This is a genomic window from Streptomyces sp. NPDC005775 (genome assembly GCF_042871565.1).
Classification (GTDB): domain Bacteria; phylum Actinomycetota; class Actinomycetes; order Streptomycetales; family Streptomycetaceae; genus Streptomyces.
Map to the genome: position 1 here is coordinate 175,501 of NZ_JBIAIU010000012.1, position 13,147 is coordinate 188,647.

Genomic DNA, 13,147 nt, shown 5'->3' on the forward strand with positions numbered 1-13,147 from the left:
GTCTTTGTAACTCTATGGTTGGGGCATGCCAAAGAAGGACGCCGACGACAGCACCGCCACCGCACCGGATCCGAAGGTCCGCACCATCGACGCCCGCTCCCTGCGGGGGCTCGCCCACCCACTGCGCATGCGCCTGCTCGGCTCGCTGCGCGAGTTCGGACCCGCCACCGCGTCGGGCCTCGCCGACCGGCTCGGCGAGTCGAGCGGCGCCACCAGCTACCACCTGCGGCAGTTGGCCGCGTACGGCTTCGTCGAGGACGACCCGGCGCTCGGCAAAGGACGTGAGCGCTGGTGGCGGGCCCTGCACGCCGGCACCGCCTTCGACGACGACTTCATGCGCGACCCCGACCCCGAGATCCGCGGCGCCATGGGCGTCGTACTCCACGAGGTCGCGACGGCGCACACGCAGGAACTGAACACCTGGCTCGGCACGATGCACGAGTGGCCGCAGGAGTGGTACGCCGCCTCGGACCTCAGCGACTTCAAGGTACGGCTCACCCCCGAGCTCTCCAGGGAACTGGCCGACAAGGTCCACGCACTGGTCAACAGCTACCGCGGACGCGTCCCCGAGGACACCGAGGGCTCCGCCGTCGTCCGCACCCATCTGCACGTCTTCCCGCGCCCCACCGACTGAAGGGACCACCACGCCATGCATCCCGAGACGCACCTTCAGCTCCACCACGTCCGTTCCGCCGAACTGCGCTCGCAGTCCGCCGAGTTCCACCTCGCACACCGGTGCGCCGCACCGCGCAAGGGCCTGCGGACCCGACTGGGCTGGACCATGGTCGAACTGGGCCTGCGCGTCATACCCGACCGGACCGCCGTGCCGCCGCGCGCACCGCGCATGGCGTAGTCGTGAGCGGGGGGAAGAACAACACGTCCGGACGGCTGCCACTGACCGCCGTCCTTGCCGCCAACTCCATCTCCACAGCCGGTACTTCACTCACCCTGATCGGTGTGCCGTGGTTCGTCCTCGAAACCACCGGGAGCGCAGGCCGGGCCGGACTCGTCGCCTTCTGCGCGACCCTGCCGATCGTCGTCTCCGCACTGATCGGCGGGCCCGTCATCGACCGGATCGGCCGGCGACGGGTCTCCATCGCCTCCGACACGGTGTGCGGACTCGCCGTCGCCGCCGTCCCGTTGCTGTACTTCGCCGATGCCCTCGCCTTCTGGATGCTCTGCGCCCTGATGGCACTCAACGGGCTCGCCCACACCCCGGGCAACACCGCGCGCTACGTCCTCGTGCCGGACCTGGCCGAGCACGCCGGCACCACGCTCGCCCGCGCCGCCAGCCTCTTCGACGCGGTGTCGCGCGGGGCCCGGATGGTCGGGGCAGCGCTGGCCGGCGTGCTGATCTCGCTGGTCGGCGCGGAGACCGTGCTACTGCTGGACGCGGCGACGTTCCTGGCCTCGGCCGCGTTGATCGCGGCGGGGGTGCGGGGCGTGCGTGCGGCCGAGCCGCTGAAGGCCGCGGCACCGGTCTCGCTGCGTGCCTACCGGCGTGAACTGCGCGAGGGATACGCCTACTTGTTCGGCAACCGGCTGCTGCTGGGCGTCGTCGTGATGGTCCTGTTCATGAACGGCACCGACCAGGGCTGGAACGCCGTCCTTCTCCCGGTCCACGCCTCCGCCGAACTGGGCGGGGCGCGCGATCTCGGGCTCCTCACCGCGCTGTTCGGGGCGGGCGGACTGACCGGGGCGCTGCTGTACGGCGCGGTGGGGCACCGCTACTCGCGGCGGACCGTGTTCACGGTGTGCGTGGTGCTGTGCGGGGCGCCGCGCTTCCTGGTCGCCGCGCTGACCGGTACGACGCTGCCCCTCGCCGTCACGATGGTGCTGAGCGGGATCGCGGGCGGGGTCCTGAACCCGATCCTGACGACCGTGATCTACGGGAGCGTGCCCGACGCGTTGCGCAGCCGGGTCTCCGGGGCGGTGACCGCCGGGTGCGAGCTGGCCATGCCGGTGGGCGGTCTGGCGGCGGGCCTGCTGGTGGAGAGCGCGGGCGCCTCGGGGGCGCTGCTGGCGATGGGCGCGGTCTACCTGATCGCGACGCTGAGCCCGTTGGTGTTCCCGGCCTGGCGGGCGATGGACGACCCGCTCCCCGGGGACCCCGACGACCGTGCGGCGGACCCCGTCAGCAGCTCGGGACCTTCCCGCCGTGGTCCAGCGCCCGCAGCGAGTCCACCGCACCCTTCAGGGTCGTGACCGGGATCAGCCGGAGGCCCTTCGGCAGCTCGGACTTCGCCTCCTTGCACTCGGCCTTCGGCACGAGGAAGACGGTCGCCCCGTCCCGCCGGGCCGCCTGCGTCTTGAGCGATACGCCGCCGACCGCGCCGACGTCGCCGTCCGCCACGATGGTGCCCGTACCGGCGACGGTGCGGCCGCCGGTGAGGTCGCCGCCGGACCCGTCGCCGTCGAGCTTGTCGACGATGCCGAGCGCGAAGAAGAGGCCGGCGCTGGGGCCGCCCACGTCGGCCAGGTGCAGGGTCACGTCGACCGAGCCGGGCTTCCTGCCGAGGTAGTTCAGGGCGGCGTCGACCGCGGAGTCCTGCGACTTCGTCATGTCGTCGAGGTTGTGCTTCTCGATCTCCTTCTCGGAGCCGCCGGACGGGTAGACGGAGTCGCGCGGCATGACCGCCCGGTCCGTACGGAACCAGCTGTCGATCACGTCACCGACCCCGACGTCGGCGCTGGGCCCGGTGGCCACGATCGTCGTCATCAGCAGCCGGCCCTTGGTGGGCCGGGTGGGCGTGCCCTCGATGCTGATCACCGGGGTGCCGTGGTCGTCGCCGAGCACGTTCGCCGTCGTCCCCGGCTGGGCCAGCGTGAACGGCAGCGGCGCGAAGGCGGCTACGCCGAAGAGCGCGAGGACGGGAAGGGCGCACAGGGCGAGGGTGCGGGGGCGGGAGCGACGTGTGGACACCCGCCCAATCTAACGGGCCCCGCGCGCGCGGGGCCCGGCGCCACCGGTGCTCCGCGGGGCGGCGCGCTTGTCCGGTGGGTGGCGGTGGGGTGGTCCCTCCTGCGTCTGCGACGGTCATCAGGCTGGTCCGCAGACTCACGGCGGGCGGGTTCGGGGGCGTGCAGGGGAGTCCCCGCAGGACGACGAACAGATACCCGGGTCCATCGCGTACCCGCCGAACGTTCGTCGTTCGAGGAGACGCCCCGGAGGGACCCCGAACCCCCACCCACCAACCGGAGCCCGTCCGGCGCTTGAGGACGGAACCCCGAGCCCGGGGCCGGGCAACCCTCAGGCGCCCCGCGCTAGCGAAGCGCGTCCGCGACCTCGCGGGCCGCGTCCACCACGCGTGGCCCCACCCGTTCCGGAACCGCGTCCGCGAGCATCACCACACCGACGCTGCCCTCGACCCCCGTCACCCCCATCAGCGCGGCCGCCGCCCCGCTGGCCCCCGCTTCGAGCTCTCCGTGGGTGAGTGTGAAGGCCGTCTCACCCACCGGCTTCGCCCGCGCGGCGAGGATCGCCCGGCCCGCGGCGCCCCGGTCGAGGGGGTGGCGGAAGCCGGCCCGGTAGGCCACGTGGTAGTCCGTCCAGGTCGGTTCGACGACCGCGACGGCGAGCGCGTCCGTGCCGTCGACCAGCGTGAGGTGGGCGGTGGCCCCGATGTCCTCGGCCAGCGAACGCAGCGCGGGCAGCGCGGCCTCCCGGACGAGCGGGTGGACCTGGCGGCCCAGGCGCAGCACGCCCAGCCCGACGCGCGCCCGGCCGCCCAGGTCGCGGCGTATCAGGGTGTGTTGTTCCAGGGTGGCGAGCAGACGGTAGACCACGGTGCGGTTGACGCCGAGTTTGTTGGACAACTCGGTGACCGTCAGGCCGTGGTCGGTGTCGGCGAGCAGCTTGAGGACACGCAGTCCTCGGTCGAGCGTCTGGGAGGTCTCCGCGGTCACGACGCCCTCTCCTCTTTGGTGAGCGGCGGCGGCTGTTCCCACGGGTTGTGCGCCACCGGTCCCAGCGGCGACGCACGGAGAGGCCGCCGGCCTGGCCAAGGCACCGGCTGCGCTCCGCGGCGGCGTTGCCACGGGGCGTTCACATTTTGGGGACAGTAGCGAGCCAGTCCGCTCAGCGGAAGACCTCGTCCAGAATCCGGGCGCTCAAGAAGGGGCGCTCGTACCGGGATCACATAAGTGCCGGTCAGCGGGGCGTCGGCCGAACGGCGCGGATCTACGCGCGTCCATGTCGGCCGACTCCCTCGCGACGCTCCGTACACCGGAGGTGAACCGGCGTTAACTCACTGTGAACAATTGCTGGACGGTTTTTCCGTTCACGAGTACCTCGCAGGCCCTGATCGCCTTCGTCGCCGGGTCCCGGACGGTGAAGTTGAGGGCGAACGTGCCGTCGAGTCCGATGACCCGGGTGACGTAGGAGTCGGAGGTCTGTTTGCCCTCCGCGGTGCGTCCGGTGACGGAGACCGTGGCGACGGGGGCGAAGCCCCGCCCGGTCACCTGCACCACCGTGCCGGGCGGTCCCTCGGGCGGCGAGAGCGCGAAGGAGGCCCCGGTCGGGACCGTGCCGTCCTGGACGGTGAACGCGGCTGTCTCCGTACGCGGGTTGACGAGGACCTCACGGACCCGGAGGGCGACGGTGTCGGCCGCGTTGACGGTGAAGGTCTGCGAGAACGCACCGTCGAGGCCGACCACCTTGGTCCGCACCGGGTCGGAGGTCTGCGAACCGTTGGCCCGCAGCCCGACGATGGACACGGTCGCCACCTTCGCGAAGCCCTGGCCGAGCACGGTGACCGCGGTGCCCCTGGGGCCGGACGCCGGGGTGAGGACCACGAAGGTCGGGGCGACGCTCAGCTGGGTGAGTGCCTGCTGGCCGCCCGCGGTGACCTGGAGCGCGTAGACGCCGCGTGGGGTGGACTTGGCGGGGGTGACCGTACCGGTGAGGGTGCCGTCGGCGGCGATCCGCAGGGTGGAGCCGCTGATCCGGGCCGGGTCGCAGCCGCTGCCGTCGGCCGCGCACAGGGCTGCGGCGGGGGTGACGCCGGAGGGCCAGCCGTCGCCGGAGACGCTGATCGTCCCGCCCGGCTTGACCTTGGCCGCGCCCGCGGACAGCGTCGCGGTGGCCTCGGTCACGGTGAACGGCGTGGTCAGCAGGGTCGCCGGGTCGTTGCCCTCATCGACCTGGATCGAGGCGATCGCGGGGTCCGAGACGGTGAAGTCGACGGAGAACGTGCCGTCGGGGCCGCTCTTCACATAGACGGCCGTGTCGTCGAGCGTCGCGCCGCTCGCGTCGAGACCGACGGTGTTGATCCACCGGTCCTGGTAGTAGTCGCTGCCGGTGACGGTGATCACGCTGCCGACCGGGCCGCTGCCACGGGACAGGGCGATCGCGCGGGGCCCGTCGGGGACGAAGGCCCGGACGGTCAGGGGCGCGGTCGCCTCCTTCGTGCCGTCGCCGACCTTCACGAGGTACGAGCCGTCCGGCACCGTGCCCGACTGGGCGAGCTGGGCGCTGCCGGTCAGCTGTCCGGAGGCGTTGATCGCGAGCGAGCTGCTCGCGAACTTCCCGGCGTCGCAGCCGCCGCCGTCCGTCGCGCAGAGCGACGGTACGGGGGTGGCGCCGACGGTCCAGCGGCTGCCCGACAGGGTGACGGAGGTGGAGGGCCGGGCCGGTGTGGTGGGCGCGATGAGGGTGGCCGGCTGGCCGGCGCTGCCCTCCGCCGTCACGGTGCCGATGGGCCCGCCGCCCGCGGTGATCTCGCAGGTCGTCGAGTAGGTGGAGCCGAGCACCTTCGTGCGGGTGACGTTGCGCAGGGGGGTGAAGGTGATGGGGCCGCTCGCATTGGCGGGGATGAGGAAGTCCCCTTCGAACGGCGGCATATCGATCGACTGTCCGGAAGGGACGTTGATGTTGACCTCGGGCCCGGTGACGGTGACCGTGCCGGTGGCGCCACCGGACATGGCGAGGTCGACGCTCGGGGTGGTGGGCACGTTGTTGAGGCTGAGCCCGCTGGTGGCGGGGGACGGACCGAGGTCCACCTTGGCGTGGATCTTGCCGCCGGGGTCGACGACGTCGGGCGTCAGATCGATGCTGAACACCTGCGGCCCGGTCGCCTCGCCCTGGCCCGCGGGCAGGACGCAGTGCACGGTCGGGGTGACGGTTCCGGCGTGGGCCAGTGGCGCGAGCGCGACGGTTCCCCCGGTCCAGGCGAGTACGGCTCCGGCACCGAGGGCGACGGCGCGGCGCCATGCCGAACGGTCCGGTCTTCCGGTGGGTCTGCGATGCGCGAACATGCGGCTCCTCCAAAGGAAACGGAATGCGACTGATCCGAATGCGGAATGGGAGACGCCCGTCTGTTCCCTTGCCGAACGGAACAGACGGGCGTCGTCGGTGCTTTTCCCGGACCCTTTACAGCAGGGTCAGGGTCAGGGTGGCGCTGTAATCTCCGGGCCGGGTGAATTCAGGAACGGTGAGGGCGAGTCCTGCCTCGGCGTCGAACTTCCCGCCGGTGAACGGACGTGATCCGTCCGGATTCATCCGGCACAGGCTCGCCGCCTCGCTCCCGAGCACGGTGGGTGACCCGGCGACCGGCGTCCCCGCGCTCCCGTCCTGTGCCGTGCAGGCCGGTGCCCACCGCACCGCCCGGGCCGGGAAGGTGTTCCCGTCGGCGCTCGTGAACGCGGTGAGGGTGGCGGTCAGGGACCAGCCGCTGTTGACACCGCGGGCGTCCTGCACCTCCACCCGGTTGAGGTGGGCCCTCTGCACACCGCTGTCCGCGCCCAGGACCGTCGTACCGAAGGCGACGGTGTCACCGTCCTGCGTCATGGACAGCGTTCCCGCCCTGACCTGGGTGCTCAACCGCTGCTCGGCCGTGCTGCCACCCCCGCCGCCACCGGTGGTGACGGTGAACGGGACGGTGCGTACGGTCGCCGGGTCGTTGCCCTCGTCGGCCTGGACGGCGGCGACGGCGTCGGAGATGACGGTGAACTCGACGGCGAAGGTGCCGTCCGCGCCGCTCTTGACGTAGACCGCGCTGTCGTCGAGCGTGCTGCCCGCGGCATCGAGGCCGATGACGTTGATCCAGCGGTCCGGGTTGTAGTTCCGGCCGCTGACGGTGATCACGCTGCCGACCGGGCCGCTGTCCGCCGACAGCGTCATCTCCCGGTTTCCGGCCGCGACGGCTTCGACGGTGAGGGGGGCGGTGGCCTCCTTCGTACCGTCGTTGACCTTCACCTCGTAGCGGCCGTCGGGCACGGCTCCGGCCTCACCCAGGGTCGCGGTGCCGGTGAGGGTGCCGTAGGAGTCGATCCGCAGGGCGTGGGCGGTGAACTTCAGCGGATCGCAGCCACCTCCGCCGACCGCGCACAGCGACGGTACGGGGGCGGCGTCCGGGGTCCATCCCGAACCGCCCAGCTTCACCGCGGTGTTCGGGCGTACCGGGGCGGCGGGCGCGGTCAGGGTGGCGGGCTCCGACGCGGAGCCCTCCGCGGTGACCGTGCCGATGGAACCGCCGCCGTCGACGACGTCACAGGGCGTCTCGAAGACCGATCCGAACACCTTGGTCTGCGTCAGCGTCCGGATCGGAGCGAACGAGATCTCACCCGAGGCGTCCACCGGAACCAGGAAGTCACCTTCGAACGGGGGGAACTCCATGGGCGTGTCGACCGGGACGTTCATGGTGAACTCGGCGCCCCGCACGGTGACGGTGCCAGTGGCCCCGCCGGACATCGCGAGGTCGAGGCTGATGGTGGTCGGCACGTCCTCAAGGGCGATTTTGCTGGTGGCCGGGGACGGGCCCAGCGTCACCTTCGCGTGCACCTTGCCGCCCGGTTCGACGACGGCAGGCGACAGATCGACGGTCATCTCCTGCGGCCCGGTCGCCTCGCCCTGTCCGGCGGGCAGGACGCAGTGCACGGTCGGGGTCACCGTTCCGGCGGCCGCGGCCGCCGCCGCCGCCGGAACGGCCGTCGGGGACGGTGCGGCCGTCGCCCCGACGCAGCCCAGTGACAGTACGAAGCAGGCCGCGAGCAGACCGGTCACACCGGGTCTTCGTCGTCGGATCACCTGACACCCTTTCATGGACCATTGATTGCGCACATTGAGGAGGTCAGGTGCAGAGAAGTCAAGAGAGAGCCAATTGATCCTTTTCGGAAATGCCCCAAAGGGATTTTGGCTGACGTTTCTCGCATACCTGTTGACTTCTTCGAAGATCACCGTTTCACTGCACCCGACATGCCGGGCCCGGCACGCAGATCCGCACGTACAACGAATGCACCGAGTGCAGCGAGACGGCGGATCCGCGGAATTCACACCGGAAGGAGTTCCACCCGTCATGTCGATCTCTTCCACCCGCACGTCCGGCCGAAGACGCCTGCCGCTGATCCTTGCGGCGGCGTGTGCGACGACCGGACTGCTCGCCCTCACCGCCCCGACGGCCTCCGCGGTGACCCCGCTCATCGCGACGGCCACCTACAACTGCGGCTCCTGGGGCAGCGGTCTCGCCACCCTGACCGCCGCCGACAACGGCACGACCAAGAGCATCAAGATCACGTCCTCGGCGATCACGATGCCGGCCGGTACGAGTGCCGACCCCAACAGCATCACGACGACGCTCAAGCTCACCAAGACCGTGGGCGGCGTCACCAGTCAGGTCCAGTTCTCCGCCAAGACCAACCCCGGCATGAGCGGCGGCAACCCGATCACCCTGGGCCCGCTGAAGCTCACGTCCGGAACGCTCGCGGCGGGCAACAGCACCAACTCCGTGGTGCTGCCCACTCCCCCGAGCTCCACCAACTGGTCACTGCAGATCGTGGCCTCGTCCCCGACGTCCGCCACGGTCCCGTGTGTGGCGACGTCCGTCCAGTCCGCTTCGCACGTCTGGTAGCGGCCCGCGCATGACGCCGGCCCGGGGCGGGGACCGCTGTCCCCGCCCCGGGCCGGTGCGTCGTGCGAGCGTCGTACGCCCGGTCATCTCACGTCATGCGGGTGGCCCACTCCTGGACCTTCTTGATCCGCTGCTCGATCTGCCCGGCCGTGGCCTCCGCGCTCGGCGGTCCGCCGCACACCCGGCGCAGCTCGGTGTGGATGACGCCGTGCGGCTTGCCGCTCTGGTGCGTGTAGGCCGACACCATGGTGTTCAGCTGCTTGCGCAGCCCCAGCAGCTGCTTGTGCGTGACCACCGGCCGGTCCTCGGCCGGCTTCTCCAGCAGGTCGGCCTCCGAGGCCGGCTTCTGCCGGCTGTGCGCGATCTGCCGGGTCTGCCGCTTCTGGAGCAGCAGCTGCACCTGGTCCGGTTCGAGCAGCCCCGGGATGCCGAGGTAGTCCTGCTCCTCCTCGCTGCCCGGGTGTGCCTGCATACCGAACTCGGCACCGTCGTACAGCACCCGGTCGAAGACCGCGTCGGACTCCAGCGCCTCGAAGGGCAGCTGCTCCTCGGTCTCCTCGTCCTCCAGCTTCTCGGCGTCGGCGAGGAGCTTGTCCTCCTCGGAGAACGGGTTCTCCTCGTCGCTGCCCTTCTTGGGCTTGTCGAGGACGTGGTCCCGTTCGACCTCCATCTCGTTGGCGAAGTCGAGGAGCATGGGGATGGTGGGGACGAAGACGGAGGCGGTCTCGCCGCGCCTGCGGGAGCGCACGAAGCGGCCGACGGCCTGGGCGAAGAAGAGCGGCGTCGAGATGGTGGTCGCGTACACGCCGACGGCCAGGCGGGGCACGTCGACGCCCTCCGACACCATGCGGACGGCGACCATCCAGCGCGATCCGTCATCGGTGAACGTGTCGATCTTCTTCGACGCGGCCTTCTCGTCGGAGAGGACGACGGTGGGCTTCTCACCGGTCACCTTCTTGAGGATCTTGGCGTACTCGCGCGCCGACTCCTGGTCGGTGGCGATGACGAGCCCGCCCGCGTCCGGAATGCCCTTGCGGACCTCGGTGAGCCGCTTGTCGGCGGCGCTGAGGACGTTGGGGATCCAGTCGCCGGTGGGCGACAGCGCGGTGCGCCAGGCCTGCCCGATGGCGTCCTTGGTCATCGGCTCGCCGAGCCGGGCGGCGATCTCGTCACCGGCCTTGGTGCGCCAGCGCATGTTGCCGCTGTAGCTGAGGAAGATCACGGGGCGGACGACGCCGTCGGCGAGCGCGTTGCCGTAGCCGTACGTGTAGTCGGCCGAGGACCGGCGGATGCCGTCGTTGCCCTCCTCGTACGCGACGAAGGGGATCGGGTTGGTGTCGGATCGGAACGGCGTGCCGGTGAGGGCGAGCCGGCGGGTGGCCGGGTCGAACGCCTCCTGGCAGGCCTCGCCCCAGGACTTGGAGTCACCGGCGTGGTGGATCTCGTCGAGGATCACCAGGGTCTTGCGCTGCTCGCACCGGTTGCGGTGCAGCATCGGGCGGACACCGACGCCCGCGTACGTGACCGCGACCCCGTGGTACTCCTTGCTCACGGGGCCCGCGCTGTACTCGGGGTCGAGCTTGATCCCTATCCGGGCGGCGGCCTCCGCCCACTGCTTCTTCAGGTGCTCGGTGGGGGCGACGACGGTGATCTGCTGCACGACGTGGTGGTGGAGCAGCCATGAGGCGAGGGTCAGCGCGAAGGTGGTCTTCCCGGCGCCGGGGGTCGCGACGGCGAGGAAGTCGCGCGGCTGCTCCTGGATGTACCTCTCGAGGGCGCCCTGCTGCCAGGCTCGCAGCTTGCCGGCCGTGCCCCAGGGGGCGCGGCCGGGAAAGGCGGGTGAGAGGTGGTGGGAGGCGGTAGTAGTCACGGTCTCCGGTTCGGGTCTCTCGGGTACGTGTGGTGCTGTCCACGGACCGGGACGGGCCCGCACGCGATACGACAACCGGGCCACCTTACCGGGGGGCGGGGTGGAACCCCGTACGAACCAACCGTGGTTCGGCACCTCTGAGACCCGCTTCACAGGAGGCGTCCCTATTTGGCAAACCTGGGCAGCTGCTCTGCGATCTTGGGCATGTCCAGCACTCCCTGACAGACGTCCAGCACGAACTGCTCGGCCTCGTCCACATCGAAGCCGACATTCAGCGGGTGGCCGTTCATATGCAGGAAAACCCAGGTCGCGTACCAGGCGATGCGCTTGTTGCCGTCGACGAGCGCATGATTGCGCGCCAGTGACTCCATCAGTGCGGCAGCCTTCTGCCAGACGTCCGGGTAGGCGTCCTGGCCGAACACGCTCGACTGCGGGCGGGCCAGTGCCGAGTCGAGCAGACCGTAGTCACGCACCTCTGCCGCACCGAGGCGCTCCGCCAGGTTGAGCAGCTCAGGCATGGTCAGGTACTGCATCAGGCGAGCCTCCGGTTGAGCTCCTCGCTCGCCTTCAGCACATGCTCCGCCGCCTCGTTGAAGAGGCGGGAGTGTTCGTTTATGGCGGTAATCACCGCATCGTGGGCGAAGGACTGCATGCTCCGCCCCTCCGCCTCGGCACGCGTACGCAAGGCGTCCAGCTCTTCTTCGGTGAACCGCAGATTCAAACCAGCCATGAGCCGATGGTACTACGCGGTACTACGCAGTACTACGCGTTCACCCGCACCCGCGTAGCCACCCACGCCCCCACCAGCGCCACCCCCGCCATCGGCAGGAACACCACCGCGAACGCCCCCGGGTGCGAGCCCGCCGCGCCCGCCTCCACCGCCTCGTGCACGGCCCCCACCGCTCCCCCGCCGAGTGCCGCGAAGGCCGCGCCTCCGGCGGCCAGCAGCAGGACGTTAGAGAGGCCGTCGGAGATCTGCAGGGCCGCGGAGTTCGCCCCCGCCTCCGCCGGCGCGGACAGCTTCAGCAGCTGCACACTGGTCGACGCGATCACCATGCCCATGCCGAAGCAGCCGAAGGCCCAGGCCACGGCGAGCGTCCAGACCGGCACCCCGTCGATCAGCACCGCCGGAGCCGCCGCTATCGCCGCGGCGACCAGGAGCATGCCGCCCACCATCAGCCGCTCGCGGTGCGGTTCGAAGCGCGGGCGTGACTGTACGTACGAGCCCAGGGCCCACGTCCCGCCACCGGCGGCGAGGGAGAGGCCGGCCATCGTCGGGGACATCCCGCGCTGGGTGACCAGCATCAGCGGGACGAACGACTCGGCGGCGATGAACGATCCGGCAGCCACACCGCGCAGCAGCACCACCGCGGGCAGCCCGCGCGCCGCGCGGCCGGTGCCCGGGGGGAGCAGGCCGCGGATCGCGGGGACGAGCAGGGCCACACCCGCGGCGGCCGGCAGCAGGGAGAACCAGTTCCGCTCCTGCCCGGCGTACTGGAGCAGACCGGCGCCCAGCGAGATGCCCAGCGCGAGCACGATGCGCCGGCGGTCGTACGGCTCGACGGGCGCCGCCGGGTCCGCGGGCCCGGCGGCCATCCGCCGGATCGCGGGCAGCGCGAGCACCAGGGGGAAGACGACGAGCACCGGGATGCCGACGAAGACCCACCGCCAGCCCAGGTGCTCGGTCACGCTCCCGGAGGCCAGCGGCCCCACGACGGACGGGATCACCCAGCTCGCGGCGAACGCGGCCAGGATCGCCGGGCGCAGGTGTTCCGGGTAGGCCCGGCTGATCACCACGTACAGCGCGACGATCACCAGCCCGCCGCCGAGCCCCTGCACCGCCCGGCCCGCGATGAACATCCACATCGTGCCGGCGGTCCCGGACAGCAGCAGCCCCGCCCCGAAGGCGCTGATCCCCGCGGCGAGCGGCGCGAGCGGCCCGCGCCGGTCGGCCCACTGGCCGGACAGCACCATGGCGAAGAGGCTGGTGGTGAAGTACGCCGAGAAAGCGAACGCGTACAGCGGGATGCCGTGCAGTTCACGGGCGGCGACCGGCATCGCGGTCCCCACGGCGGTCGCCTCGAAGGCGATCAGGAACACCACGGAGACGATGCCGATGCTGAGCGCCCGGTAGGTCCGCCCCAGGACGCCGTCCGGCACCGGAGCCCCCGCTGTCCCGAGGGCGTCGACGGTGTCTTCGGTGCGCGGCGAGACATCGGCGTCACGCGGTTCCAGGGCGGTCATGAGCCCAAGAGTAAGGGGCGAAATGCGACATGGAACCTGTCGTGGGTCGCCCTGGTTCTCGTCCCTTGGTCGTAGGACCGGAGCGCGCGGGGCCCGGCGATCGTGAACGGCGCATGGCAGTCGCGTTGCACGGCGGCCGGCACCCTTGTACGCCCTGCCGCTCCCGGCCTACCTTCAGGACGTCGCA

Annotated in this window: 12 protein-coding genes; 4 read left to right on the forward strand and 8 right to left on the reverse strand. The window is 71.2% G+C overall.

The genetic code is table 11. The features are described 5' to 3' along the window. Positions 1-25 precede the first annotated feature (25 nt). Genes ACFYPA_RS26705 through ACFYPA_RS26715 form a run of 3 tightly spaced genes read left to right on the forward strand, consistent with a single transcriptional unit; the run spans position 26 to position 2,205 of the window. On the forward strand, positions 26-634 hold the full coding sequence (locus ACFYPA_RS26705) for a helix-turn-helix domain-containing protein (RefSeq protein WP_359082347.1): 609 nt from the start codon (positions 26-28) through the stop codon (positions 632-634). Positions 635-649: 15 nt separating this feature from the next. Next, a complete protein-coding gene (locus ACFYPA_RS26710) occupies positions 650-853 on the forward strand; it encodes a hypothetical protein (RefSeq protein WP_359316827.1) in 204 nt (67 codons plus the stop codon). Positions 854-855: 2 nt separating this feature from the next. Further along, the gene (locus tag ACFYPA_RS26715; protein WP_389134560.1) at positions 856-2,205 is read left to right on the forward strand and encodes an MFS transporter; all 1,350 of its coding nucleotides are present in this window, start codon (positions 856-858) and stop codon (positions 2,203-2,205) included. On the opposite strand, the gene ACFYPA_RS26720 is transcribed toward ACFYPA_RS26715, so the two are convergent. The 4 genes from ACFYPA_RS26720 to ACFYPA_RS26735 all read right to left on the reverse strand — a co-directional run bounded on the left by ACFYPA_RS26720 (position 2,135) and on the right by ACFYPA_RS26735 (position 8,002). Then, positions 2,135-2,923, reverse strand: a complete 789-nt coding sequence (locus ACFYPA_RS26720; RefSeq protein WP_359082344.1) for a S16 family serine protease — start codon at positions 2,921-2,923, stop codon at positions 2,135-2,137. The genes ACFYPA_RS26715 and ACFYPA_RS26720 overlap by 71 nt on opposite strands. A 341-nt stretch (positions 2,924-3,264) precedes the next feature. Then, positions 3,265-3,906, reverse strand: a complete 642-nt coding sequence (locus tag ACFYPA_RS26725; protein WP_359082343.1) for a helix-turn-helix domain-containing protein — start codon at positions 3,904-3,906, stop codon at positions 3,265-3,267. 336 nt (positions 3,907-4,242) lie between these two features. Further along, complete coding sequence (locus ACFYPA_RS26730; RefSeq protein ID WP_359082342.1) at positions 4,243-6,255, reverse strand: hypothetical protein; 2,013 nt, start codon at positions 6,253-6,255, stop codon at positions 4,243-4,245. A gap of 115 nt (positions 6,256-6,370) precedes the next feature. Continuing rightward, positions 6,371-8,002: a hypothetical protein gene (locus ACFYPA_RS26735; RefSeq protein WP_389134562.1), complete on the reverse strand. Its 1,632-nt coding sequence runs from the start codon at positions 8,000-8,002 to the stop codon at positions 6,371-6,373. A 292-nt stretch (positions 8,003-8,294) separates the two neighbouring features. Between ACFYPA_RS26735 and ACFYPA_RS26740 the strand changes: the two genes are divergently transcribed. After that, a complete protein-coding gene (locus tag ACFYPA_RS26740; RefSeq protein WP_359082340.1) occupies positions 8,295-8,846 on the forward strand; it encodes a hypothetical protein in 552 nt (183 codons plus the stop codon). A gap of 88 nt (positions 8,847-8,934) precedes the next feature. Here the strand turns inward: ACFYPA_RS26740 and ACFYPA_RS26745 are convergent, their stop codons facing one another. From ACFYPA_RS26745 to ACFYPA_RS26760, 4 genes are all read right to left on the reverse strand, one after another. Then, a complete protein-coding gene (locus ACFYPA_RS26745) occupies positions 8,935-10,716 on the reverse strand; it encodes a DEAD/DEAH box helicase (protein WP_359082339.1) in 1,782 nt (593 codons plus the stop codon). Positions 10,717-10,880: 164 nt separating this feature from the next. Next, positions 10,881-11,249 (reverse strand): Fic family protein, encoded by a 369-nt coding sequence (locus ACFYPA_RS26750; RefSeq protein ID WP_359082338.1) that lies wholly within the window; start codon positions 11,247-11,249, stop codon positions 10,881-10,883. Next, entirely contained in the window at positions 11,249-11,446 is a 198-nt protein-coding gene (locus tag ACFYPA_RS26755; protein WP_352126812.1) for an Arc family DNA-binding protein, read from the reverse strand. The genes ACFYPA_RS26750 and ACFYPA_RS26755 overlap by 1 nt, the downstream gene beginning before the upstream one ends. Before the next feature lie 32 nt (positions 11,447-11,478). Further along, positions 11,479-12,960, reverse strand: a complete 1,482-nt coding sequence (locus ACFYPA_RS26760) for an MFS transporter (RefSeq protein WP_359082337.1) — start codon at positions 12,958-12,960, stop codon at positions 11,479-11,481. Positions 12,961-13,147: the final 187 nt, after the last annotated feature.